Annotated in this window: 31 protein-coding genes; 1 reads left to right on the forward strand and 30 read right to left on the reverse strand. The window is 47.2% G+C overall.

Annotated elements, in window-relative coordinates; genetic code table 11:
• Window positions 1-42 precede the first annotated feature (42 nt).
• From C942_RS11675 to C942_RS11825, 30 genes are all read right to left on the reverse strand, one after another.
• The gene (locus C942_RS11675) at window positions 43-960 is read right to left on the reverse strand and encodes a hypothetical protein (RefSeq protein ID WP_007465954.1); all 918 of its coding nucleotides are present in this window, start codon (window positions 958-960) and stop codon (window positions 43-45) included.
• Between the two features lie 2 nt (window positions 961-962).
• Window positions 963-1,397, reverse strand: coding sequence for a phage tail terminator protein (locus tag C942_RS11680; RefSeq protein ID WP_007465956.1), 435 nt, complete (start codon window positions 1,395-1,397; stop codon window positions 963-965).
• Window positions 1,397-1,846 carry a gp436 family protein gene (locus C942_RS11685; protein WP_007465958.1) on the reverse strand — a complete coding sequence of 150 codons (450 nt, stop codon included), beginning with the start codon at window positions 1,844-1,846 and terminating at the stop codon, window positions 1,397-1,399. Before C942_RS11685 ends, C942_RS11680 begins: the two co-directional genes overlap by 1 nt.
• A 21-nt stretch (window positions 1,847-1,867) precedes the next feature.
• Window positions 1,868-2,146 carry an HI1506-related protein gene (locus tag C942_RS11690; RefSeq protein ID WP_007465960.1) on the reverse strand — a complete coding sequence of 93 codons (279 nt, stop codon included), beginning with the start codon at window positions 2,144-2,146 and terminating at the stop codon, window positions 1,868-1,870.
• A gap of 45 nt (window positions 2,147-2,191) precedes the next feature.
• Window positions 2,192-3,091 carry a Mu-like prophage major head subunit gpT family protein gene (locus C942_RS11695; RefSeq protein WP_007465962.1) on the reverse strand — a complete coding sequence of 300 codons (900 nt, stop codon included), beginning with the start codon at window positions 3,089-3,091 and terminating at the stop codon, window positions 2,192-2,194.
• A 45-nt stretch (window positions 3,092-3,136) separates the two neighbouring features.
• A complete protein-coding gene (locus C942_RS24380; RefSeq protein WP_007465964.1) occupies window positions 3,137-3,520 on the reverse strand; it encodes a hypothetical protein in 384 nt (127 codons plus the stop codon).
• Complete coding sequence (locus C942_RS11705; protein ID WP_007465966.1) at window positions 3,517-4,695, reverse strand: phage protease; 1,179 nt, start codon at window positions 4,693-4,695, stop codon at window positions 3,517-3,519. Before C942_RS11705 ends, C942_RS24380 begins: the two co-directional genes overlap by 4 nt.
• 124 nt (window positions 4,696-4,819) lie before the next feature.
• The gene (locus C942_RS11710) at window positions 4,820-5,695 is read right to left on the reverse strand and encodes a hypothetical protein (RefSeq protein ID WP_007465968.1); all 876 of its coding nucleotides are present in this window, start codon (window positions 5,693-5,695) and stop codon (window positions 4,820-4,822) included.
• 149 nt (window positions 5,696-5,844) lie between these two features.
• Complete coding sequence (locus tag C942_RS11715) at window positions 5,845-6,144, reverse strand: hypothetical protein (protein WP_007465970.1); 300 nt, start codon at window positions 6,142-6,144, stop codon at window positions 5,845-5,847.
• 146 nt (window positions 6,145-6,290) lie between these two features.
• Window positions 6,291-6,500: a hypothetical protein gene (locus C942_RS11720; RefSeq protein WP_007465972.1), complete on the reverse strand. Its 210-nt coding sequence runs from the start codon at window positions 6,498-6,500 to the stop codon at window positions 6,291-6,293.
• A 70-nt stretch (window positions 6,501-6,570) separates the two neighbouring features.
• Window positions 6,571-7,329, reverse strand: coding sequence for a PP2C family protein-serine/threonine phosphatase (locus C942_RS11725; protein WP_051035797.1), 759 nt, complete (start codon window positions 7,327-7,329; stop codon window positions 6,571-6,573).
• 7 nt (window positions 7,330-7,336) lie between these two features.
• A complete protein-coding gene (locus C942_RS11730; RefSeq protein WP_007465976.1) occupies window positions 7,337-8,131 on the reverse strand; it encodes a protein kinase domain-containing protein in 795 nt (264 codons plus the stop codon).
• 710 nt (window positions 8,132-8,841) lie between these two features.
• Window positions 8,842-9,300 carry a phage virion morphogenesis protein gene (locus tag C942_RS11735; protein WP_007465978.1) on the reverse strand — a complete coding sequence of 153 codons (459 nt, stop codon included), beginning with the start codon at window positions 9,298-9,300 and terminating at the stop codon, window positions 8,842-8,844.
• The gene (locus C942_RS11740) at window positions 9,300-9,491 is read right to left on the reverse strand and encodes a hypothetical protein (protein ID WP_007465980.1); all 192 of its coding nucleotides are present in this window, start codon (window positions 9,489-9,491) and stop codon (window positions 9,300-9,302) included. Before C942_RS11740 ends, C942_RS11735 begins: the two co-directional genes overlap by 1 nt.
• Window positions 9,492-10,051: 560 nt before the next feature.
• Window positions 10,052-11,482 carry a phage minor head protein gene (locus tag C942_RS11750; RefSeq protein WP_007465982.1) on the reverse strand — a complete coding sequence of 477 codons (1,431 nt, stop codon included), beginning with the start codon at window positions 11,480-11,482 and terminating at the stop codon, window positions 10,052-10,054.
• Window positions 11,482-13,050, reverse strand: coding sequence for a DUF935 domain-containing protein (locus tag C942_RS11755; protein ID WP_007465984.1), 1,569 nt, complete (start codon window positions 13,048-13,050; stop codon window positions 11,482-11,484). The genes C942_RS11750 and C942_RS11755 overlap by 1 nt, the downstream gene beginning before the upstream one ends.
• Before the next feature lie 16 nt (window positions 13,051-13,066).
• Entirely contained in the window at window positions 13,067-14,632 is a 1,566-nt protein-coding gene (locus tag C942_RS11760) for a terminase large subunit domain-containing protein (protein ID WP_007465985.1), read from the reverse strand.
• Window positions 14,632-15,216: a DUF3486 family protein gene (locus tag C942_RS11765; RefSeq protein ID WP_007465987.1), complete on the reverse strand. Its 585-nt coding sequence runs from the start codon at window positions 15,214-15,216 to the stop codon at window positions 14,632-14,634. The genes C942_RS11760 and C942_RS11765 overlap by 1 nt, the downstream gene beginning before the upstream one ends.
• A gap of 2 nt (window positions 15,217-15,218) precedes the next feature.
• Window positions 15,219-15,515, reverse strand: a complete 297-nt coding sequence (locus tag C942_RS11770) for a VpaChn25_0724 family phage protein (protein WP_007465989.1) — start codon at window positions 15,513-15,515, stop codon at window positions 15,219-15,221.
• On the reverse strand, window positions 15,515-15,829 hold the full coding sequence (locus tag C942_RS11775) for a DUF2730 family protein (protein WP_036799728.1): 315 nt from the start codon (window positions 15,827-15,829) through the stop codon (window positions 15,515-15,517). Before C942_RS11775 ends, C942_RS11770 begins: the two co-directional genes overlap by 1 nt.
• Complete coding sequence (locus C942_RS11780) at window positions 15,813-16,037, reverse strand: TraR/DksA C4-type zinc finger protein (RefSeq protein ID WP_036799731.1); 225 nt, start codon at window positions 16,035-16,037, stop codon at window positions 15,813-15,815. The genes C942_RS11775 and C942_RS11780 overlap by 17 nt, the downstream gene beginning before the upstream one ends.
• The gene (locus C942_RS11785) at window positions 16,034-16,555 is read right to left on the reverse strand and encodes a hypothetical protein (RefSeq protein ID WP_007465993.1); all 522 of its coding nucleotides are present in this window, start codon (window positions 16,553-16,555) and stop codon (window positions 16,034-16,036) included. The genes C942_RS11780 and C942_RS11785 overlap by 4 nt, the downstream gene beginning before the upstream one ends.
• Window positions 16,556-16,564: 9 nt before the next feature.
• Window positions 16,565-16,987, reverse strand: coding sequence for a DUF5675 family protein (locus tag C942_RS11790; RefSeq protein WP_007465995.1), 423 nt, complete (start codon window positions 16,985-16,987; stop codon window positions 16,565-16,567).
• Window positions 16,988-17,065: 78 nt separating this feature from the next.
• Window positions 17,066-18,616 carry a KAP family P-loop NTPase fold protein gene (locus tag C942_RS11795; RefSeq protein WP_007465997.1) on the reverse strand — a complete coding sequence of 517 codons (1,551 nt, stop codon included), beginning with the start codon at window positions 18,614-18,616 and terminating at the stop codon, window positions 17,066-17,068.
• 74 nt (window positions 18,617-18,690) lie between these two features.
• The gene (locus C942_RS11800) at window positions 18,691-19,101 is read right to left on the reverse strand and encodes a Mor transcription activator family protein (protein ID WP_007465998.1); all 411 of its coding nucleotides are present in this window, start codon (window positions 19,099-19,101) and stop codon (window positions 18,691-18,693) included.
• 338 nt (window positions 19,102-19,439) lie between these two features.
• Window positions 19,440-20,237: a hypothetical protein gene (locus C942_RS11805; protein WP_007466000.1), complete on the reverse strand. Its 798-nt coding sequence runs from the start codon at window positions 20,235-20,237 to the stop codon at window positions 19,440-19,442.
• Between the two features lie 149 nt (window positions 20,238-20,386).
• On the reverse strand, window positions 20,387-20,665 hold the full coding sequence (locus C942_RS11810) for a hypothetical protein (RefSeq protein WP_007466002.1): 279 nt from the start codon (window positions 20,663-20,665) through the stop codon (window positions 20,387-20,389).
• Between the two features lie 175 nt (window positions 20,666-20,840).
• Window positions 20,841-21,329, reverse strand: coding sequence for a gp16 family protein (locus C942_RS11815; protein WP_007466003.1), 489 nt, complete (start codon window positions 21,327-21,329; stop codon window positions 20,841-20,843).
• Window positions 21,330-21,408: 79 nt separating this feature from the next.
• Window positions 21,409-21,597 (reverse strand): hypothetical protein, encoded by a 189-nt coding sequence (locus C942_RS11820; RefSeq protein WP_007466005.1) that lies wholly within the window; start codon window positions 21,595-21,597, stop codon window positions 21,409-21,411.
• Window positions 21,598-21,606: 9 nt separating this feature from the next.
• On the reverse strand, window positions 21,607-22,239 hold the full coding sequence (locus C942_RS11825) for a DUF3164 family protein (protein ID WP_007466006.1): 633 nt from the start codon (window positions 22,237-22,239) through the stop codon (window positions 21,607-21,609).
• A 149-nt stretch (window positions 22,240-22,388) separates the two neighbouring features.
• Here C942_RS11825 and C942_RS11830 point away from each other — a divergent pair, with 149 nt between their 5' ends.
• Window positions 22,389-22,586, forward strand: coding sequence for a hypothetical protein (locus C942_RS11830; RefSeq protein ID WP_036799736.1), 198 nt, complete (start codon window positions 22,389-22,391; stop codon window positions 22,584-22,586).
• Window positions 22,587-22,603: the final 17 nt, after the last annotated feature.

The following is a 22,603-nucleotide window of genomic DNA, read 5'->3' on the forward strand; positions in this document are numbered from 1 at the left end:
CTACGAACAATTTGAATGACTTAAACAGCGTTTAAACACGGTTTAACGGGTAAAGAACTGATCGCTGTTGGCGATGATATTGAGCGGGATGCTGTAGGTCTGGGTGCCTTCCTGCTCGCCGTAGGTAGCCCGGCCCAACTGCACCCGCGAACACTGCCAGCCCACCTGGTTACCAACCGGGCCATTGGTGAACACCAGATTGTGCTCGCTTCCGGCCTGAGCCATGGCAAACACATCCAGCTCGGACAGCTTCGGCGCTTCAATGACCATGGTGGCAGTCGGCTGGTAGTCGGTGATCATCACCTCCTGATGGCCGACATATTCCTGATACGGCACCTGGTTTGCCTGGTCGTACTCCAGCGAAATCAGCTTGAAAGGCTTGTCATCCAGGGTAAAACTGGAATTCTCCACCCCGATTTTCAGCGGTGTGACCCAGCGGCTGAAATCCAGCTGAGGCAGTACCGCTTCAGTAACCGGCACAAACAGGCCAGTAAACGCGAACTTAATGCCGCCGAACTGCTTGGCCGTGATATTCAAAGCCAGGCTACCCCGCGCCCCGACCAGCTTATGCAGCGAACCGGACTGGAAGAAGTAAATCGACAAACTGCCCGTTGCTTCATCATCAATGCTGTACAGGGTTTGCTTGGCTGCCGCATCGTCTGCCACCTTACGCTGACAGGCCGACATCAGGGTGCCCCATGCAGCAGCCTTGGCCGGATCTTTCGAGGCCGCAAAATCCACCGTGAACTCAACGGTGACATAGGCTTCTGTCATGATCTGCGGCGACTGGCCAAGCATCCCGTTGTCGTATTCCAGGCTTTGCGATTCACCGGCCAGCGGCGTGATGGTAAATTCCCGCCCCAGTACATGCGACATAGCCGCACCGGCAGCAATTGCATCGACGCCGTAAGTGGTTTCCGGCGCAAAGCCGATAATTTTCTTTTTGTCTCTACGCGCCATAATCAGGCCCCATAATTGAGTTGGTCCTCGGTATATTCAGTCACAAAATTGTCCAGCCAGCTGGCCCTGCCGCTATCGATGGTGAACAGCCGCCCGCTGCCCAACCAGAAAGGCTCAAAATCACCGGAACCCGACCAGCCAAACAGGCGCTTGCGCAGCTCTTTGCGCAGAGGCTGAAAATCAATTTGCTTTCCGTTGCGGGAGGCATCCACAATCACTACGCCCACTGTGGCGGTAATGGCCTGCAGGTAGGCCCCGCTGCCCCGCACATCCGGTTTCGGGTTCTCTCCGACCAGGAACACATAGAGCGCTGGCGTTCTGTTGGTGCTGGCACTTTTACTATTGAGCTGGCTCAGGGCATCAATTTCGCTGACATCTTTCCATGGCGGGTTACCCGCTTTGAGCCGGGCTACCGTCAGGGCGATAAGATCATCCATCAGATAAACCCCTTGCCGCTGCGATTACCACCCGACGGGCGACCAAACACACTGCCCGCGCTGGTCATCACGGCGGTATTACTGGTTTCCGGGCGGGCGTTGTTCCTGTCCAGGCCGAGCTGCAATACCCCGCGTCCGACCTTTTCCAGATAGCTGATCGCCTCGGTATAACGTTTGGCCGCCTGATGCTCTTCGCCCAGTTGCTCGTCATACAGGTAATAACGCGCCAAATCGCAGGCAGTGCGGGTCAGCACCCGTGGGACCACAGCCAGCGGCAGGTCGTAACGCCCGCCCAGATAGCCGTCGATTGTGGCACCGGCATCATCCATGGCCTGGTTCAGCACGTTATCGACAATGCCACTGACACCAGCGCTGCCGTCACGGTCGGTTAACTCGGAAAGCTCTTCGATACCAAAACGGGACACCATGTCGTCGCGGGTGCAATACATATCAGCTCCTTGGTTTTTGGCTTATTTCTCACTGGCTTTCTGGCTTATACCGTCAGATACACATCCTTGAACCACTGGCCCTGACGGATTGTCTGGTGTATCTGTTTCGGCAGCCTGGTTTTCCTGCTGGCATAGCGCCAGGCACGGGTCTGCTTCCAGCATGGCCAGCTGTGAACGGGTAACGGTGCCAGCTTGCAGGGTATTGATACCTGTTTTAAACGCCAGGCCCGCACGGCGATAACCGTCATGCGCCAGACATTTGATAACCACAGGCCGATTGATGAGAGACGCTTTATCCATAGCATGAAGATCTCCGAACTTGTTTGATTTCCGGGTTGAAGGTTCCTATGCCAGCCAAGGCACCACGGTCAGCTCGACCGCTTTGTAATTGGTATTGGATTCACCCTGCGCTTTGTTTTCAGCTTCCAGCACTTTTTTGGCGGCACTGCGATTGGACGGGCCACAGACCAGCACACTCGGCATGATGCCCAACGGGCGGCCTTCGTCCGACTTAAGGGACATCATGGCTTCGATTGCGGCATCAAAATTGGCATCGGTCAGCTCGGCCTTAGAGGCATAAGCCTGCTGCCAGAACGCCAGCCCCCAGTTGCCACGACCATCGACGCCATAAAGGTATTCATCCGCCATGAAGACATGATCCGACTGACCAGCATCGGTTTTGGCATTGAGGCGGTAGTCTTTACGCTTCTGGTAAATAAACGGCTTGAGCGGTCGGCGGGTGTCGAGCAGGAACCAGGGCGCGCCTTTGCCGTCTTGCATGTTGGAGACCGATTTTTCCTTTGCGGTATCCGGGTCTGTCACCCGGTGGTCGGTGTCGAAAAAGTTCTGGCCGTCGTAGCATTTGGTAGCAAAGCCTGCCGCCATCAGGGCGAACATCATTTCATCGGGATGGGAGGCACTGGCGTAGCCCATTTCCTGATACAAAGGCATATAGACGCCGTAGGCATCGTCTTCAATGGCTTCTGCCGGAATGGCCACCGTGCTTTCGAACTTTTTGTTTTTCAGGGTGTAGTCGTGGCTGGCCAGCTTCCTGACCTGGCGAGCCCCTATCCATTCGCGCAGCTTGGGGAACTGCCCCAGCCAGGCATAGGTTTCAGCCGAAGTGGTGGACGGCACCATGGTCGCGAACTTCGGCCACAGTGCGGTATAGGTGCCGCTGCCGGTATTAAACGCGGTTTTAACAGCGGTATATAACGCGCTGAGGTTCTTTTGATTGATATCCATGTGTAAATTGCTCCAGGCTAATTGGCTTTGCGTAACAGGCGCGGATTAAATCCCAAGGCTGACCCACACGCCGTCGTCATCGACCTGAGTGATCACCCCGGCCTTCGGTCGCTTGCTGGTGTTGCTGTCTGCCGACAGGGTGTGCTCGTCGGCAAAGAAGGCCGTTTCGCCGACATCTGCCAGGGTGATATCTCCGGCATTGAGGAACTTGCGCTCACCGACCTCCACCGCTACCCGTTCGGTGCTGTCAGCCCCCTGGCAGTTATCGACTCCCAGCCGCGATACCCCGGCACACACGGCAGAGTCATCGGCCGCTGCGAACGGAACAGCCAGCCCGGCAACCAAAAAGATAACGGCATTTCCGGCGAGGTATTCACCGCCCTTAACCGGATAGGCCCGCAGGCCGTCGGCACGTTTGGCTAAGCTCATTCGGCATTCTCCTGTTTGGCTTTGAGGAAGGCGTCTTTATCGAGGTCGCAGGCACGCAGCACCGCCAGCTCTTCCTCTGTAAGGGATTCTTTGCCGGGATCTCCGGCTGGCGGTGGATTGGTGGTGGTTTGCTGAGCGGTAAGGGCCGCTATCGCCGGGCGTTTATCCAGCATTGCACTCAGGGCTGCCACTCCCTGTTGCTGGCCGAACTGCTTGAGATAGCCGGTTTCGGCTTCAACGATTTGGCCTTTGCGTTTGGCGGCATCAATCACGGAATCGATACTGGTAGCATCAGTTCCTGCTTTCAGAGCGGCCAGCTCACCCAATACTCCGTTATAGGCTTCTACCGGGACGAATTTGCTGAGGTTGGTGCCCTGCTCTACCTGCGCCGTTAATGTGGCGACCTGAGTTTTCAGATCATCACTTTCACCGGCTTTGGTTTTCAGGGCATCAAGCGCGGTTAGTGCCGCCTGCCCCTGCTCGGGAGTGAGCGCATCGCTGACTTCAATACCCAGGCGGGCAAGCAGCTGTTTGAGGATTTCATCCACTTTTGTGTCCTCCATTTGGCCATAGAGGCTGATTTCTGAGCCTGCCTGGCCGTTGTGGTTGTTGAACCTGAGGGAGAAGTCCGCCGTTTTTTCGGCATACAGCGCGGCCAGCGATTCCATGCCGACCACACCGGGATCGTTGGTAATCGCGGCCATGCGCAGCATTAGCGGGCGGCCTTGTTTGTCGTAAGGGAAAACAGCAGAAAGGAACGCATACTCGTCGTTGTCGATATGCGTTTGGGCGGCCTTGGTCCAGCCCGGTTTGATGTACAGGCCCTGACCTTCGCGCCACTCAATATCGGAATCACTGGTAAGCCAGCCTGCGGCCGGTGCGGGTTTGCCGTTTTCTGCAGCGTGCAGAGTTTGGTGCTCGTAGTCGATGAGCACTTTAGGAGCAGCCGCTTTGGTGGCCGCTATCATTTGTGCAGCGATGCTGGCATCCAAATGCCAGTGGCCGTCTTCAGTATCGAAGGGGCGACCGTCGCGGGCTTTGAACTTACCGGCAGGCAGCAACTGAACCCAGCCATCGTCGGGCTGATTCAGGTCGGCGACCAGAACGGCAAGGTTACTGGCTAAGTTAGCAGTTAAGACTGCCTGAGCGATTTGAGTGAGGTTTGATGTTTTCATAGCGCCATGATGGCGCTATGAGTGAGTTAGGTGGTGAGGAAGGAGTTCGGGATTATCATTAAATAAACTATCTGAATAGTTTTAGCGCGTGATCATTTAATCAACTTAGTAGTAAAGTATCATATTAATTTTCTGACCTAGAATAACTAACACAAGCCATTATTGCTTCAAGTGTATAACGATGATAGAACTTCTCAAATCCATAAAAAAACACAGATGCAATAATAGCAAATGAAACTGTATACCAGTAGTTCCAATCACTCTGGTTCAGATGTGTTAAACTAGCCCAAAAAATAAGCACGAAAACAAAGCAGACATTTCTAGAAAAACCATAAAGCGCCACATAATTTGCCATTTTAGGTATGTGGTTTTCACTGTTTTCTTGTGCTGAATGATAAATAAACCTAAACAAATCACCTTCTACATACCCAATATTTACTGCTTTGTTATTTATTTCGATGTTTGAGCTGTTAAAAAAATCATCAATTTTATACAGCAAGGCAATTCTTAAAGGCTTTGGCAATTTAGATGGCCTAATGCCTAGCAATCTATTCAGAATACGTTCCACAGCAACAACAGGAAATAAAACCACCCCCATAAACAAGTGATTGAATATCTTTCTAGCCATCCCCTTCTTTGTTAAACAGCCATTTCTCACATCAGTATAAAGCTTTACGAAATATTTTCTTACAGAAAGAGAAAGGATTGCATCAACATTAGAGAATAAGTATTTAGATGGCCAACCATAAGTTTCCGTCAAATATTTTTCGACGAATGATGATGACAACAAACTTATCAAGTGACCAATAATATAAAAAACAACAATCAGACCAACGAGAATTGAAGAACCTGCAAATATCCCTCCTTCGACCTTATGAGAAACTTCATTAATTACATTGAAAAAATGTGGTGTAAACATCAAAGACATTATGACAGTAAAAACACCACCAGGAATTAAATACCCAAGGAAGTCATAAAATGAAAATGGATTTTGTTTCATACTTAACCTTTAAACACATACGTTATGTATAGCTTAAAAAGAATCGAACCATACTTGATCTTAACAGCAAAAACACAAGGTAATTGTCAACCACGCATTAGTCTTCAATTACCTTTAAAATATAAGCATCGTTGTTTGTCAATTAATACTTACTCTTTTATTAGACTTTCCCAGTTACTCTCTTCATCATCCTCAACCACAATGTTTACATGGCAGTATACCTTACCATTAGATGAACGTAGATAACTGAACAGTTTGGATTTAACCTTACCAGAAAAAGATTCACGCCCATCAATATCTAGGGAATTATCGATATGAACAAAATCGCCCACATTAGGTAAGACAACAACACCGGACTTATCGTCTAATTTAATACCGACCACTTCACCACTATCAATTGGACGAGTACGGCCTCTAGGAAGATATTGATAGTCAATTGAGTATTCCATATTTACCTTCTTTAGTTTTACCCTTTCGAGGGGACACCCTATACAACTCTTATGTATAAATGTTCAAAGATGTATCCCTAGACCATCGGTTAGTAACCCACAAAAATAGTCAGCTGGCGTAGCGTCTAAATTAAGTAAGATGAGATTCAATCATCTGATTCGTGTACAACTTGGTATTTAACACCCAAATCATCACACTTAGTTTGGAATACGATGCTGTCACCATGAGCATGAAATTCATATGTTTTCACTTCACAAGTCGAAGCCTGGACGTCTTCAATTATTTGGCGAAGCTCTTTCCACATCCATCCTTCCGGCACATCAACAACCTTAATTTGTATTGCAACCTTAGACATAAAATTACGCCTTCCTCACATTAGTTTTTTAATTATCAAGTTAATTTACTTCCTATCTTGTAAAAGCAAGTTAACTTGAGATCTCTACCGATAAAGCAACCATTGAATAATCATCAACAGGCCCATTTCTCTCAATCCTTTTCTTCAAACTTGAAGAAAAATTTGAAACGCTCTTCATTGTATTCTGTGAAAATCTTGCTCTTTTTTCCCATAACTGGTGTGCACCATCAGACATAGCAAATAAAGCAATGCAACCATTCTCTATTGGTAGTTCATCTATAGGGATGAATGATTTTTCAAAATGCATGTCAACTTGACGAGCAATTGCGGTAGTTAAAGTTCTTCTTGCCTTCTCACTTACATTCCTTAACTGCCTTTTTGTATAAATCCCCGCATCTACAGCTTGTTGATATTGAGAATGGTCTTTTGTTAACTGTTGTAACTTACTATTATTTCTCACGTAGAGTCGGCAATCACCAATATGCCCAATAAGCAAACCTTCTTCATTTAAGTAACCGAATGAAAGTGTCGTTGCGGCTTGAAACAAGCTATCATTATTTCTTGCTAAAGAGATAACCTTATCTCTTACATCTAAGAATACTGTTTCAACATTGGTGATATAGTTGCTTTCAGTTACAGTTTCAAGATGTTTGACAGCGCATTTTGATGCCAACTCTGCTCCTGAATAAGAACCAACGCCATCAGCAACAGCAAACAAAACACCACTGCCAAGTTTCTTTGGCATTAAGATGCTATCTTCATTTATTCTATGATCGCTTTTAGGAAAGCAAAAAGATGCTGTTTCTATTATTTTTAACATAACATCCATATCTCACTTATGCTGCAGTACATAGCAGAGCTTTATTCAGTTCTAGCTTTAAATCTGTAACACTTCTATATCGTTGGCTTTTCTCCATTAAGAGGCATCGGGAAATTACTTTCTCTACCTCTGTATTATTGAAACCAATATCTTTTATTATTTTCCCTATAGAATAGATATCGGACTGAATTGAGTATTCACCAAATAACTGAGCTTCAGGTGCCATGTAAGGCCTAGATCCCATACAGGTTCCGATTGCCGTTAGAACTGTTGAGTCGGCATCCGGTTTAGTATCCTTAACCAACCCAAAATCTGACACCTTATAGCAAAGTTCCTTCGTTTTGCTTTTTTGGTCACAAGTTTCAGAATATCTGAGTATATTTTGAGGCTTTAGATCCCTATGCAGATAGCCCTTTTCATGAACAGCTTCAACACCATTTAATATATCGTTTATGCACTTAATCTTATCTTCAGCAAACAATAAACCAGCTTCAAGGTCACTATCCAAGTCCCCTTCAGCAAGACTCATCACAAAATATGGGTGGGTCACTCGATCATCAAATAAGTAAATGGGTACGATATTTTTACTAAATAAATTAGCTTGATATAGAATTTCCCGCTTAAATCGGCGTTTCAGCTCTTCTTCCGTTACTTTTTCAAGAATATCCGGTTCTGGATTAAAGACCTTCCTTGCATACTCTCCACATAAGTGCTTATTTGAGTTGTAAAGGCGCATTTTCTCCACATAACCAAATGCACCTTTTCCAATTTTACACAAAGGCTCAATAAAATAATTGCCACATTTTTCCATCTATGAGTTACCATTTTTGTGTTTTCTATCAGAGACTTAGTTCTAAATTGTCAAGCTTACTTTGTATTCGTCAGAATACCATACACATACCATATAGGCATAAGGTTGAAATGAAATTAATTGCATTAAATTTAATTGATCCTTGATATCGATTAAGGAACAAGCACCTATTTGCTGTTATGGCTTTGGTGTTCAAGGGAGAGAGGTTTGGTTACGGTGGTTACAACCCCCTCCGGCTCCCCCTTTGATTGGCTCTTAGCGATCTTTGGGCTGTGGGGGTTAATGGGGAGAGGTTTGTGTGCTCTGGAATCTTATTTATCATCTACTAAGTGAATGTGTGATACGCACATCACATTTGGTGCAAATCTGATGTGGTTAAAAGAGCATGATTTTGTTGAATAGTGATAAAAGCCCCAGCTAATACCTAAACCGATACATTATTAAAAGGATTATTATGGATATTTCATTGGTTGAAAAATCACTCGATGACTTGGGAATTGAATTTACTAGGACTGGCGAAGTTCTTAACGTTAAGCTTGAGAATAAAGGTGAGGATTCGGAGTAATGTGGTAGAGAACTTTCTAGCTTTCGCCTCATCCCCTACATAATCTCACGGCCCGTTTAAATCCATTTAAGAGCGTTTAACTCCCTTTTAGCAAAGCCGTTGCACCTTAGCTGCCGTTAACAGCTCAAAATGGATTACAGGCACTTTATGCCTGTTGCAGGAAATCACCTAAAATCTGGTAAATCTCTTCAAGATCATCATTTGAGACACCTAACCAAGGGCGAGCAGGTACGGCTACGTTTGGCGGGCGCATTTCAGTAGAGCCGCCAAAGTGGTGAATGGCTCCATACTCGTAGTTGGTGCCGAACTCGAAAAGCTGAGGTTGTGCCAGGTAATTCAGTTCTCGGCCTAAATGGTGATTCAGCACCAAGATGATGTCCTGGTTCTTTTTCTTTCTTTGTTTATAGCCTTCACTCAATGGTGCCCAGGGCGTGCCATCCGGTGAGATTTGTTTTTCCCAGCGATCGCTATGGCTGATAAGCAGCATTTCACCAATATCCTGAAAGGCGGGCTGCAGGTTCGTCCCCTTCTGAATCAGCTGATTGATCTGTTTTTGGATTTGTACCTGGCCTTCAAAAGTAACGGTATAACGGGCTCCAGCCATTACAACAGCCCTTCTTCACGGGCTTGATTGAGCAATTCCTCATCGGCGTCTGCCAGCACAGCCTCCCAAAGCTCCCCAATCCGGTCAGCCTCTTCTCCCCTTGCCTGCTTTTCCAGCCTGTCAAGCTGGCGCAAGGATTCTATGGTTAACGGGTGTTTAAACAGCATTTGAGCTTGCTCAATCAGTGACATTTCATATCCCTTCGTCTTATTACTTAACTTTATTTGCTATTTTTTATTGTCAATAAATATTTTTTACTTTTTTTTCAAATTTCTCGTTTCACCTCAAATCAGCAAATATTACCCACATATTGGACAATATAAGCTTCAAATCAATATATAAGAAAAATCTAATAAAACATAACTAATCACTCTACTCTCGACACACTATTGAATTATTACCTTTCATCTGCAAAATGATAAAACAGAAATCAAACAATGGTGATGAACATGCACGTTCTTTTAAATAAACTCGAAGCCATTAATCACTTCGAAAACACTTCATTCTTAAAGCGCCAAACTAAAAATATGAATTTTGTAAATCTTAGTAACGACGCACTGTTCATAAAAATGCCTGATGCTTTATTTAACTGTGATTATCGCCTAGGGTTCATGAATTTAAAAAATGGTGATATTTACCACTTAAACAAAAAAAGTGGACAGGCCTCATATGGAAAAAAATCGACAGAACAAGCGAAAGCTTTCATCAGTAATTATAAACTCTTTGGTTTAGAATTCGCGCTATTAAAAGTTCAGTCTATCAGATTAAATACCCAGTCATTTATATAATCATTGATAACTGGGTACAATTCACCCAGTTTTTTAGAAGCCAACAACCATGCAGCAAAATGTTCTGCAAACCATTCGCTGTCGTTCGTCGCACCATAGCGAGTAAGAGACTGTTTACCTTTTACCTCTGGCGGAATAACCGGCTTCCCGGCTTTATAGTAAACCTGATGCCCCATTTCATGAGCCCAGGTCGTCACAACTCTGGCAGATGAATTTAAATGAGATTCAGCCGCTGCAGAGAATGACCAGTAACGGGCATCGGTTCCCCCTTTCCGTATAGCCCTAACAATAGCTTGTTGCAATTGCCGAGCATCTACTTTCGTAAACCGGTCACTGGCTTTGGCCTTCACCACAACAAGATTCCAGCTACCGGCAGTAAAACCATTGGTACGAGTTACTCGGCGGGTTGTAAAGTTCCAGAGAGGATTCGGTTTACCCGACTGCAAATAAGCCTCAACATCTTCAGCTATTGCCCGTGCTTTCTTACCACCGCTCAGTTCTCCGGCTTTCAGAAACAACGTTTTTATATCATGCGACTTTAAAGCTTTCTCGAAGGCTTTTACCTGGGGCGAATCCAACTCGGCCAGTAAGTTGCTCAGGCTTTCTGCTCCAACACCTTTTACCGTTGAAAATGCATGATCAACAATACGTGGAGCCAACCGTTCTGCCAGTGGCGTTTTTTTAGTGACAACAGCCTGAGTTTTTTCTGTCAACTCAGCACTACTTTTCGGAGTGTAATCAAAACCGGGATCTATTCCTTTCGGGATCTGATGTACTTCACCGGTTACCTTATCGATCCACTCATAGGTAGTAACTCTAGGCGCAGCGGTTACTTTCAGCCCCAAACGTTTTAAATCACGCTCGCTGGCTGTCAGCTTTTTACACTTGCAACCGTAGCCGTTTATCGGGGTGTGAGTATCCCACCAGGGATCATCCAACGGAATAACCAGGTTGTTCCATGATAAATGGTCATGACGTGGATGCTCTGCCCCGGAGTGTTTATAAATGCCATAAGGACGACGATTTTTTACCTGCTGTATTTGTTGCTCGCGGCCCGCTGTGTATGACTGACGAATGTTGGTTTCGTAAATCACCTGTGCGCGCCAACTGGCAGACCCGCTTTTACCCGAGGCATAAGGCTCCCAACCATGCCTGGCTACAATGTCGTTAAACTGCTGTTTAAACCAGTTCAGCGACTTTCCTTCGGCTATCGCTTTATCAATCGCCAAACGAAAATCAGCCAGTAAATCATCTTTGGTGGCTCCGGCAACCATAAAGCCCCGGTCGTGGGCATTCTTCCAAAGATCAGCCCAACGTTCCGTCGGTACATTGGCCTTTTGACGAAAGTAGGCAATCTGCTCATTAAACGGCAAGCTCCCATACTGAACCGGCATTACTTACCATCCTTAACATCGTTAATACCGGCCAGCTCTGCCGCCGCCATCGCCTGGGCCATGACTTCGCCCAACTCTTCAGTGCTGATCACTCCCTGCAATGACAGGATATCCTCACGCAATTGGGTCAGTGACTCAGCGCCCTCAACCAGTTCCCGCACTGGCTCTATCATATTGGCCAGCAAGCCCCCAGCATCCTGCTGAAGCCGCTCTGTTTGCAGGTCGGCGACATCCTTTTGGTTTGCGAGTGCTTTCAGCACTGCCAGCCCTTTCAGTTCGGCCTGTAATGTATCCGCCGGTTTTGTTGTCCCGAGTACAACCTCATCGTCCTGCGCCATCGGGATCTGCGTTTTCTCATGCGCCCATGCAAGTGGGATTCTCATGCCCATGTTGACCAAACCGGGCAAAGCTTTGGACAGGCGCTCTATGTCTTCGGCTTCGGTCAGTTCGAACTCGAAGCGAGGTATGCGGTGGCGGGTTCGGTAGCTTTTGCCATTAAGGGCATACAGAGGGAAAACCAGATCGCGGGTTAAGGTGGCGGCGATGCGCTTGAGGTCGAAATCGCGGATTTCTTCACGCACTTCGTTATGAACGTTACCCAGTGCGTTGGTGCTGGTTTTGCCATCGGCCTGGCTGGTTAGGGTGCCACCGAGAATGGCTTTGGACTGGGATTTTTCACACCAGGCCACCATGGCCATAAACGGATCGCTGGCTCCGTCGGCGGCATTTTGAAAATCGATATCCATGCCTTTGGGGATGATGCCCCCGGCATTGTGGCCAATGGACATCACCGCCCGAAGCAAAGTGGTTTTCTCGCGTTCGGTGGCCCCTTCTGGGTATTTGCCGAGCCGGATCGGCAGACCGTAAATCTCCAAAAACTCAGCAAGATCACGGATGCTGTAGTTTTTAAACAGGAACGGCCAGGCAAGAACGCGCACCAGCCCCCGGCGGGTTAAGTAACCGGATTTGGCTTTAGCGGTATGCGATATCCAACCGAACGGGTTTAACGCGGCTCCTTCATGGCTGCCGTCTCGCAGGCGCAGCTGGTTACGGTTATCCGGATGGGTCTGGAACCAGGACGGATCGCGGTGGTCGTAGCCTGTTACCAACTGGATGCCTTCGACCACTTCCCAGCGCAGTTCGAGGTTAGCAAAGGTTTTTAACGTGGCGTCGGCCATATCGAAAAACGCATCTTCCAGCCAGGTGGCGTCTTCAAACAGTTCCTGCAGCAGATCGGCATCGTATTGCTCTTCTTTACTTGGGTTACGCGGTGGACGAATATTCCATTCCACGTTAAGCAGTGCCATTTTTCGTTTGCTCAGCTCGCTCTGAATATGGGCGTCTTTTTCTTCCATGTCTTCGGCCAGCTCACACTGGGCGATTAAGTCCCCTTCTTCGGCCCGTTTCATCAGGCTGGCCAGCTTTAATGGCGTTAGCCCTGCCGAGGGATGTGCGGCATAGTGCCGTTTAAGGTTGAGCAGACGGGCATCGGATTCGGTTTGCGGTTGTTCGAGGTCGGCTTTTTCTATCGGTCGGCCCCAGATATCTTGAATGATTGATTGCGCCATCAATTGTTTTCCTTATTCAGTAGCAGCCCTGATCAAAAGCGTGATAGCTGACATAGCGATCGTCGTCTTCGCTGATTTCGTCCCTGGTCGGCAGCGGGGTGAACTCAATGGCGGCTCCGTCCATCCAACTGGCACGGACTGCCATCGCAAGCGCAACGGCAAAGTCGCCATGTCGCTGTTTGCCGTCCTGCCCTTTGGTGGAGCCTTTGTCAATTTTCGGGACGCCGTTGATTACCTGGATATGGCAGAGGTCATCTTTGATGTCTTCATGACGGGGAATGTCGAGGTTGAGATCTTCAAACTCGGCTTTGAGCTTGGGCATCCACTCGCGATACCAGGGATCGTTTAGCGACACCTGATCGACCATTTCAGTGCCGTATTTCAGGGCAGCAGATTCGGCAAGGTAGCCGCCGTTCCCGGTGGCATCGAAGGCCATGCCGCGCTTACGGGGCAAGGCTTCGAGCAGGTAGTGAAGAATGAAGCGCTGGGCGTCGTAGGTCATGTTGCGCAGCTCAACCACGAACGGGACATACTTGCTCAGATCTTTACGGATACCGAGCGGCACGAATACCGACAGGTCTCCTTTGCGAGCGAAGTCTTCACCGAAGGCGTGAGAATGGCCGACGTTGAGCCTATACAGCTCGGGGGTTAATACCCGCTTGCACCAGTCTTCAACAAAGGCTTTGCGCTGACCGTCGCTCCATTCCATAAAGCCTTTGGGGGCTTCGATAGTCAGAATGGGAATGCCCTGCTTCATGGCTGCATCTATCAGCACCAGCGGGACATACTGACCGCTGGAGGCTTTGGGGACACAGTAATACTCTTCCAGGGCATCTTCTTCGGTGGCGGTATCTTTGAGCAGGTTGGCTTTCCACTCGTTCTCTTTTTCCTGTGTCCACTCGACTTTCTGCACCTGGCAAATTCGTTTGTAGAGCCCTTCGGCGCAGGCATCATCCAGGGTGATGGTGTGGATACTGTAGCGTTTTTTTCCTGCCCGGCTGTCTTGAATGAGCTGGTTAAACAGGTTATTCACGCCGTTATGGGTGCTGATTAAACGCACTTTTGCGCCCCACATGGTGAGCGCCAGTGCGGCTTTGAGTACTTCGGCCAGGCGGTCGTGAAAAGCGGCTTCGTCGATGATGACGGTGCCCTGCATCCCCCGCAGGTTAGACGGGTTGGAACTGAGCGCCTGCACCTTGTAGCCGGAATCGAAATACACGACAAAGGTCAGGATGTCTTTGTCTTCATCGGTGAACAGTTCTTCCTGCACTTCAGAAGCGGCTTTATTGAAAGCTCTGGCCCACAGAGCAACGGCATCAATAAACTCCCGCGCCATTTCTTTATTGGAGCCGACATAAAAGATATTGCTGCCACCCTCGCCTTTGGCGGTGCCTGCCGTCAGGGCGGAGTCTGCCGCTTCAGCGAAAGTCAGCCCGGTACGGCGGGACTTTTCGGCAATTTTGAGGATGGACTTGTCTTTGATCCACCGGCGCTGATAGCCGAGCAGCAGTTCATTGGGGTCAAAGTCTTCTAATACTGCCTGAGTGACATGATTCAGCTCGGGGCGTTCAACCTGGTTCATCAGGCTATCCCTAATATTTCTTTTTTGATGTTGGAGACGGTTTCTGACGTTAATCCGGCTTTTTTGGCAACGGATTCAGCAGCAGCGGCGGCTTCATCGGCAAACGCTTTGCGGATTTCTTTTTCGCGCTTGTGGCTCTGCATGGCGGCACTTTCCAGGCGCTGGGCAGCGAGCATGGCATCTTTGATCATGCCGATATTGACTTCGGCTTCCGGATCTTCACTGGCCTGCATCATGGCTTTAAACAGCTGAGTGCGGCCTATTTCAAGGATTAAACGCGACACTTCGCCGGTTGGCTTGTCGCCGAGCTGGCCGACCAGCGCCTGTGAGACTTCCCTGACATCACGCAGGTCTTTGCCGATGGCTTCCATACGGGTGGCGTAACGATTGAGGCCGCTGCGAGAGGGTTTGATAATGTCGGGCAGGCCCTGCTGGTCGATATAGTCATGGATTGCTTCGAGCACGTCCTGCTGGGAGTTGCGACCATCGCGCAGCAGCTCATCCAGCAGCTTTTTGACATCCGGCGGCAACAAGTCGATTTTGCTGCGACGGCCCCGTGTCGGCTTTTCTGATATTTCTGCCATGCTCACTCTCCGGGACGGGGCTTTTTGATGCCAGATACTGTGGCCCTCCCAGCGGCGACATCTTCACCGCGCCCGGTTAAGGTGGCGATGTAAGTTGAACCCAGTTTTTCCAGCGAGACCAGATCCAGCTCTGCCAGCCATTCCAACTGGGCACGCAATGCGTCGCGGCTGATGTCGAGGCCATAGCGGTCGAGCCCGTCCTGGATAATGGATTCATTAAGGTCGTAACCCGGCACTTCAGAGAGCAGGCGCAAGATCACCAGTCGCTGATGAGCCCGGAGGATTTCAGATAACGCCATTACTTTTGCTCCTGTCTTAATTCGTTTTCGAACAGCATGCTGAGGCGGTTTTCGATACCTTTTAACGAGTTCATGATGGCTTCGTTCTGAGTGGCCACCTGCACCATGCGTTTGTCCATTTCGTGCCAGTCGTCTGATGACGGCAGCGAGGCAAAGGCTTTTTCCATTTCGGCGACCCGTTCTTCGAGCTTGCGGTGTTCGGCTTTGGGCACAAACCGGTTCGACAGCCAGGCAAAGGTGCCGATACCGGCCAGCGACCCTATCCCGGCCACCAGCGGCCAGTAGTTCCTGATGAGTTCACCCACGGTTTCCATGTTTTTCTCTTTTGGTTTCGCACGGGACACAGCGCACCGCGTCGGGTGTTTTTTCCAGCCGTCGCGGGTCGATAAGCTGGCCGCAGCCGAGGCAGTAACGCCCGCTTTCATCTTCATCCGGCGTTTCGGGCGGTTTGCGGTGCCGCCGGATACAATCGGCGATATAGGCATCTGTTTCGACGGCAGCACGGTCGATGAGATCGGTCATGATGCGATTCCCAGCTGTTTTTCTTTGTAGCGTGCGCCCATGTAGGTCATGGCCAGGCCAATAAGAAAGCCTGCGATGACCATATCGGGCATGGGGTTGCTGATAACGTAATAACTGGCGGCAAAGGTGCTGATGAGCGCCTGCAGCGGACGGGTTAGCGCCACAAAGCCGTTATTGGATTTGTCACCCTCGCGGATGGTCTGCTGGCCTGACTCAAACAGGGCTTGTTCATGTTCCAGTTGGCGGGCCTCGCGCTCGGCTTCGATTTGGGCCAGTTCGATCTGGATTTTTTCCAGTTGTTTCAGCTCTTGCGGCGGCAGTGACTTCACCAGTTGCTCGACTTTGAGCTGCCGGGCTTCCGGCGATGACAGCGAGGTACTAACCTGCTCTACGGCATCGGCAACTTTGACGGCGGTTTGGCTGCTCTTTTCACCGAACAGGCCGCCAACGGTTTTGATTAATGTCGGCCCGGCTTTAAGCAGTGATGAGGCCAGGCTGATGATGGTGATCGGGTCCATTTACTTTCCTTAGTGTTGGATGATTTCCAGTTGCCATTCCTTGCCCCCGAGCCTTGTCATCAGGCCGTTGAAGGCTTGTTCTGAATTGATAACGGCCCACTCGTCGCTGATGATGCCAAAGTGTGTGCCGGGAGCCATGCAGCCGCGCAGTTCACTGGCACGGTTGGCTTTGTGGATTAAGCAATGGGTTCGGGTGCTTGGCCCTGAACGGGTAACACCAAGGTTTGGCGATTCAAGGGCATAACAGGTGCCGAACTTGGGGCTTTGATGCGGGATGAGCTTGTATGTACCCGGCGGAATGCAGGAAACATTAGGCTGGTTGTTCTGCCAGGGGCATTCCACCATGCAGCAGATCTGCTGGCCGTTTTGGGTATGGAGGGTTGAGTAGGTGCCGTGATCAAAATGGCGGCGTTTGAGCGTGAGTGTTTTCATGGGTCATCCCTGTAAAAAGCGTGTTTACAGGGATGGTATTTGAGGTGCTTTGTTTACTGGGAAGGAAGGGATTCGGGATTAGTCGTCGAATGTTGCCGCCAATTCAATCCAATCTTGATATTGGGATAGCGTAGGCTTCAAGGCAGCTATTTCATAATGCACTATCTGTGTTGAATCAGTGGACTGCTGTCTATGTCGTCTGCCAGCGATTTCATCATAATAATATTGAGCTGTAAGATTATTCTTAAAAATTTCCATCTGATACTGCAAAATGGAATCAAAGCGAAATGGATAAAAACCATCATTAAAATTCAAACCGTAACCAACAGAGCCTTGATGAACCAACCCTTTCGAGAAATGTTGATGTGGAGTCAAACCAATTTCAACTTCAATATTAATGTTTGTATCATCAATATAATGTCGAATCGTCTCCATAGCTGCAACATTACTAGATGGCCCTTTAGTTAGCCTATTGCCAAAGTAGCAATTATAGAAATCATGATACCTGTCATGTATAACTAAAAAGGATGCAAGATGATACAAATTAACTCTAGTTTCACCTAGATTTCTAATGATTACGTTTATTTTATCAATTAACTGCTCGACTTCTCTTAGAGGTAAGCTAAAAGCATCAGCCGTATTGGCCAAAATCTCAACATAGCGATGTAACCCCTCTGAAATATCAGGCCAAATTAAAGGAGTTAGTTCTTCGTGATTTAGGTTTAACTGTAGAACCTTCTGAGTAATAAACTTTTTCCGTGAAACTTCTTTTAGAGTGCAACGGCGACGGAAAAAACGACCAAGATAAGTTGCAGCGTTGAAATCAGTTCCGTAAACAGCCTTCACTGCATGTTGTAATTGCTCCGTATCCGTCGCAACAACAAACACAACATTTTTCATATCAAAAAAATGTTTGATGACTTCAAGCATTTCCACTGCATATGTCGGTCTACAACGATCAAGCTCATCAATGAATATAAATGCAGGATTCTGTTTACCGGAACAATCAACGACATCTTCAATAAAAGCCGAAATGGCTTTCTTAAAATCATCTATCGATTTTAGTTTGGCCTCATGATCTTTTATAGCAGCCCCGATCAATTTTCCTGCAGCATCTGCAAAATCCTTTGAGTCAAAAAGATCTTCCTCATCACTACCTTCGATTACCTTTTCGACATCAACACCACTAATTTTCTTTACTATAGCTTTTGTTACTTCTGGCGTTACTTGTTTGCAAAAGCCCCATAACTTGTTGCTTATATTTCGAACTAGCTGCTCACCTTTCTCCTGAGATAAATCTCGAAGCTGTGTGATTATTGATGTCACAACCGCCATCATTGGATCATTTGAGAAATCTTGTTTCCAGGCATCGATATAGACAACAGGATAATGATCTTCTAAATCAGCTTTCCAACGATTTAAGAAATACGTTTTACCCGTTCCCCAACTTGCATTGAGGTTTAACACGTAACCATTAACCTTACCAACTTCAACCAAGTAGTTAGTTAGAAAAGTAGCGTATTTGGCCCTGTCTAACTGATCAGCAGGAAATGTTTTAACCTTCTTTTTATCTTCAGACTCCTGATGATAAGGTGTTGACCAATCAAACTCATTTTCTAATGCAGCCATGCATATTCCCTCAAAACATAAACCAGCTGCATATTACGCCTTTTTGCTTTTTAAAAACAGAGGGTTAAATATGACTAAAATAAGCTTCTTTGCCTGCGCTGCATTTCAGCCTGGCGCTGTTCTTTTACTACCTGAGTTATCTGACGTTCGGTAAGCTGATAGCGTGCTGCCAGTTGCTCAATGTTGCGGCCATTGAATTCACGCCAGATGGCAATATTGCGCAGAGCTAATTTGAGTTTGTTACCGGTTGGGATGTAGATGTCGCGGCCACCGAAGTAATAGCCAAGGGCAATAGTCAGTTTATCGGCCAAGTGAGGGTTGTTGATGTTAGCGCGCTTTAACTCGCAGTTAAGCACTTCGCTGAGGGACTGGAGGGTTGAAGGCCAGCGTTGGCGAACGTTGTCATCGGCAATGTCGTCAACGCTGTTGATCAGCAATTCAAGTTCTGATGTATCTGTGTGGAAGATTTCCTGTTGCTGTTCCATGCCCTGCTCCCCTGATTTTGGTCAGTGGGATATTGGACTCAGTTAGGCGTGGAGAGTCAATTGAGGACTTCCTCTGAAAAGAAGAAGGTTATGCCCGACTACAGTTGAATTATCACTTATAAATAATTCTGATGCGCCGTAGCAATCCAATAAGTGTATTCGATAACATTAATTTTTACTATTAACTTAACCTAATGAAAAGCCCATGTAAAAATAGGCTATTGAGTCGATTGATACGACTTGTATAAATTGTATCAGCTGTAAACATGCCAGCACCTACACCAAAACTGCCAGATGTAGCATATCAACTTAATTAATTTAAAAACTTAACAACCATGCTATATAATCAGATGCTTTAATGAATCAGTTCCATCCTTCATTATGTTGATTTTAATTAAATTATTCTTCCTTGTGAAATATGAATTAAGTTGAAACCCATGAATAGGAGCACCAGCAAGGTCCTTTTTATAATAAACCACATTATCATACTTAACTTTAACAAACTTTAACTCATTACTTTCAAGTTGAACAGTTAAATTCAAGATCATTGATACATACTTACTATTTCGTTTTCTTAGCATTTTTAGTTCAATATACTCATCATTACTAAACCTTGCTTTATTAGTGTTTTCAACAACACTCAGGATATCATCAAGTTGATTATCTATACTCTTGGTTTTACTTGGTAACAAATGATAATAATCACCAACATTATAACTTTTAATACCAGTCACATTGATCATTTCTGATTCACCACCAGATAAATGCAACAGCTTCCAGCGACTATCTAACCGACTGAAGTTGCTGTAGTTTATATCCCTTGCATAATTAGAAAGCTCATCTAACCATTTTTTGCTTTCCAAGAGTTCTGATATTCGTTCGTTATCGATTTCAATTGATATCCAAGCATCAATTATATCCAACTTCCTATTTCCAGTATTAGATATGACAAAATCAGAGCTTAGCTTATATTCACCAGGCAAATTATCACTTTGTATAGTCTTATTGCTAAAAATGGATAGTTCATAGTTATCTCTATGTTTGTCTATAAAGTCGACTGTGCTATAGACAAAAGATGTTAATGCCAAGACAAAGGATAATATGAGCAAAACACTTTCTATTTTATTCTTATTCATAACACCTCCATATTTAAAATGACATTATTATTAACTTAACTCATATACCGTCCTATACCAATTAAAGTAAAAACACTCCATTCTTTAATAACGCTGACATCAAGAATGGAGTGTTTATGCTTCCAGCTGCCTGCTAAGCCAGTGCTTTATTACACATCAGATAGATACCATTCAACTGATGAATTGGCTGGCATAATTACTGGACCATGAGTACCACCAAGGCTAACCCCACCTTTGGCTGTGTTCATATCGACATGCCAATATTTTCCTTCTGGTGGAGCAATTACACTGGTTCCTCCAGGTATCTCCGTTTCAAATGAGTTTGCCCCACCCAGTTTGAGGCTTACTTCTGGACCAGTATTTTTTACTTTAAGAACAAGAGCATCACTTCCTGAAGCATCTGTATTAAATTCATAAGTAATAGCCATGATTTCATCCTTTTTAAATAGTTTGGAGTATGCAGCCATTACAACTGGTTGCATATTAATTAAAGGTCACTTATTTGCTTTGTCAAAGCTATTACTCATCATTCAATTCATTATGTGATCTACCCACACTGTGTTTTTAAACATAACCCTTCAATCAGCCTGGTATGATTACCGTTTAATGGCCTCTATCTGCTTCTTTCGTTCGATCGCCAAACTCTCGCTTGTGCCATTTTTTGAGTGATTCAAGTACGACGCAAGCCTGCCTGCTATCCAACCACCCCACATGATCGACTCCTTTCTGGTTCCCGCGTTTCGTCATTCTTCGGACATAAGCGTCTAATGCTGTTTCACTGCCATCCCTGATGATCCCTTGCTGGTGCATGGTGATCCAAATTGCGCGGATTTTATCGATTTGCGCATGTTTGGCGTTGCCTGATTTAGGACTTAAACGGCGTTTAAACGTTGTTTTGCTATTGCTGCGTTTGCGCTTAAACCCCTGCCTTTCCATTACGGCCAGTACACTATCCAGCTGTTTGACTGTGAGCTGACTGCAGCTTGGCTTTCCGGTTGTGGCGGTGAGCAAAGCGCGGTAGGTATCATCATCCAGGCCGAGGTTGCGTTTGCCGATGTGGATTAACTGGATAAGGCGGTTTCGGTTGTTCATTGTGTTCTTTCCCTGAGTTTGTTTTATAAAAAAGGCTCTCAGTGCTGAACATGAGAGCCTGGTTTGTACCGGTTTTAGGTTATTCGCCCGGTGGCGGTACTTTGCCCATAACCCATAACAGGGCATCGCTGACACCATCGGCGTAGGTTTTCCCCCTGATTTCCGCTTTCATGTCTTCAAGCTGTTGGGCTTTGTCCAGTTCGTTCAGCACTGCCAGACGGCTATGAGGACTGACGAACGGCATCCTCAAATGGTTGTTTTTGTTCATACGGCCCTCTTACACCTTGCTGATATCCAGCGGGATTTGTTTGTATGCGCCGTTTTCCTGCCGCTCATAAAGGCGAAGGTATGCACTGGTGCCGATGACTTGGATGGAATCGGCCATGGCGTCGATGGCTGATGTCCACTCCGGATCGTCTTCGCTGATGCTGCGCAAGCCGAGCACCTGGTTAACGTCGATATGGCCCTGTTTGTTGACTCGGAATGCCCGTTCTACCAGGGCTTTGATGAGGTCGTCGGCCCCTTCTGAGCGGCGGTTGATGATTTCATCGAGCTTGGCTTTTCCGGCCTGCATCCGTTCGTCGAAGACGCGGTGCTCGCCTTTGGCTCTGACCAGCCGGTATTTGCCGTCGAAACTGGTGAGGGTGACATTGCCTTTTGCGCCACCGTATTTGACGTCGTACTGGTCGGCAGAGAGTTCCACAAAGTCGGCAACTTCGTTCATGGCTTGCAGCTTGAATGCGGCCAGGCGTTTTTGCTGTTGCTGGGCATCGGCAATCATTTTCCTGACCAGTTCATCGCGGATTAGGTCGATGGGTTTGATTCGGCTTTCAGGAACTAAATCGCCAAGGGCATTCATTCGGTAGCCCGCCGGTACTTCAACAACCGATTTTGTTTCTTGGGTGTTCATTGAATTTCCTTTTACTGCTTGTTGGTGATTCCGATTTGGTGACCGCGTAACAGCCGCTGATACGCTCTGGAGCAGGCGTCGTCTTCGGCATACATGGCTTCCTTTCGGCGAAGTCTGTTTTTTGAGAGCAGCCAGCTTGAGTTGCTGCAGTGCTGGCAAATGGGCCCTTTCATCTGCCAGCACGGGACGCTTTTTCCGCAGCTGTTGCAGGTTTGGAGAAAGCCTTTTTCGGTTATGAGGCTGTAGGTGCTGCACCTTTCTTCGCTGCGCCTGACGAATCCGTGCCGGACCAGGTTGCTGAGCTGGTAGAGCACGGCTCGGGAGGTAACATCATTTATGATGAATAGCAGTGCCGGGCGTGTAT

The organism is Photobacterium marinum (assembly GCF_000331515.1).
Classification (GTDB): domain Bacteria; phylum Pseudomonadota; class Gammaproteobacteria; order Enterobacterales; family Vibrionaceae; genus Photobacterium; species Photobacterium marinum.

Bases quoted from the DNA above. Each gene is read 5' to 3' on its own strand.
- C942_RS11795 (WP_007465997.1), bottom strand. From the start codon at position 18,616: ATGGCTGCATTAGAAAATGAGTTTGATTGGTCAACACCTTATCATCAG.
- C942_RS11825 (WP_007466006.1), bottom strand. From the start codon at position 22,239: ATGAACACCCAAGAAACAAAATCGGTTGTTGAAGTACCGGCGGGCTAC.
- C942_RS11815 (WP_007466003.1), bottom strand. From the start codon at position 21,329: ATGAACAACCGAAACCGCCTTATCCAGTTAATCCACATCGGCAAACGC.
- C942_RS11800 (WP_007465998.1), bottom strand. From the start codon at position 19,101: ATGGAACAGCAACAGGAAATCTTCCACACAGATACATCAGAACTTGAA.
- C942_RS11750 (WP_007465982.1), bottom strand. From the start codon at position 11,482: ATGCCGGTTCAGTATGGGAGCTTGCCGTTTAATGAGCAGATTGCCTAC.
- C942_RS11735 (WP_007465978.1), bottom strand. From the start codon at position 9,300: ATGGCTGGAGCCCGTTATACCGTTACTTTTGAAGGCCAGGTACAAATC.
- C942_RS11725 (WP_051035797.1), bottom strand. From the start codon at position 7,329: ATGGATGTTATGTTAAAAATAATAGAAACAGCATCTTTTTGCTTTCCT.
- C942_RS11770 (WP_007465989.1), bottom strand. From the start codon at position 15,515: ATGGCGTTATCTGAAATCCTCCGGGCTCATCAGCGACTGGTGATCTTG.
- C942_RS11740 (WP_007465980.1), bottom strand. From the start codon at position 9,491: ATGTCACTGATTGAGCAAGCTCAAATGCTGTTTAAACACCCGTTAACC.
- C942_RS11755 (WP_007465984.1), bottom strand. From the start codon at position 13,050: ATGGCGCAATCAATCATTCAAGATATCTGGGGCCGACCGATAGAAAAA.
- C942_RS11790 (WP_007465995.1), bottom strand. From the start codon at position 16,987: ATGAAAACACTCACGCTCAAACGCCGCCATTTTGATCACGGCACCTAC.
- C942_RS11765 (WP_007465987.1), bottom strand. From the start codon at position 15,216: ATGGCAGAAATATCAGAAAAGCCGACACGGGGCCGTCGCAGCAAAATC.
- C942_RS11710 (WP_007465968.1), bottom strand. From the start codon at position 5,695: ATGAAACAAAATCCATTTTCATTTTATGACTTCCTTGGGTATTTAATT.
- C942_RS11695 (WP_007465962.1), bottom strand. From the start codon at position 3,091: ATGGATATCAATCAAAAGAACCTCAGCGCGTTATATACCGCTGTTAAA.
- C942_RS11685 (WP_007465958.1), bottom strand. From the start codon at position 1,846: ATGTATTGCACCCGCGACGACATGGTGTCCCGTTTTGGTATCGAAGAG.
- C942_RS11810 (WP_007466002.1), bottom strand. From the start codon at position 20,665: ATGGCTATTACTTATGAATTTAATACAGATGCTTCAGGAAGTGATGCT.
- C942_RS11775 (WP_036799728.1), bottom strand. From the start codon at position 15,829: ATGGAAACCGTGGGTGAACTCATCAGGAACTACTGGCCGCTGGTGGCC.
- C942_RS11680 (WP_007465956.1), bottom strand. From the start codon at position 1,397: ATGGATGATCTTATCGCCCTGACGGTAGCCCGGCTCAAAGCGGGTAAC.
- C942_RS24380 (WP_007465964.1), bottom strand. From the start codon at position 3,520: ATGAGCTTAGCCAAACGTGCCGACGGCCTGCGGGCCTATCCGGTTAAG.
- C942_RS11785 (WP_007465993.1), bottom strand. From the start codon at position 16,555: ATGGACCCGATCACCATCATCAGCCTGGCCTCATCACTGCTTAAAGCC.
- C942_RS11820 (WP_007466005.1), bottom strand. From the start codon at position 21,597: ATGAACAAAAACAACCATTTGAGGATGCCGTTCGTCAGTCCTCATAGC.
- C942_RS11690 (WP_007465960.1), bottom strand. From the start codon at position 2,146: ATGGATAAAGCGTCTCTCATCAATCGGCCTGTGGTTATCAAATGTCTG.
- C942_RS11705 (WP_007465966.1), bottom strand. From the start codon at position 4,695: ATGAAAACATCAAACCTCACTCAAATCGCTCAGGCAGTCTTAACTGCT.
- C942_RS11805 (WP_007466000.1), bottom strand. From the start codon at position 20,237: ATGAATAAGAATAAAATAGAAAGTGTTTTGCTCATATTATCCTTTGTC.
- C942_RS11730 (WP_007465976.1), bottom strand. From the start codon at position 8,131: ATGGAAAAATGTGGCAATTATTTTATTGAGCCTTTGTGTAAAATTGGA.
- C942_RS11720 (WP_007465972.1), bottom strand. From the start codon at position 6,500: ATGTCTAAGGTTGCAATACAAATTAAGGTTGTTGATGTGCCGGAAGGA.
- C942_RS11675 (WP_007465954.1), bottom strand. From the start codon at position 960: ATGGCGCGTAGAGACAAAAAGAAAATTATCGGCTTTGCGCCGGAAACC.
- C942_RS11760 (WP_007465985.1), bottom strand. From the start codon at position 14,632: ATGAACCAGGTTGAACGCCCCGAGCTGAATCATGTCACTCAGGCAGTA.
- C942_RS11715 (WP_007465970.1), bottom strand. From the start codon at position 6,144: ATGGAATACTCAATTGACTATCAATATCTTCCTAGAGGCCGTACTCGT.
- C942_RS11780 (WP_036799731.1), bottom strand. From the start codon at position 16,037: ATGACCGATCTCATCGACCGTGCTGCCGTCGAAACAGATGCCTATATC.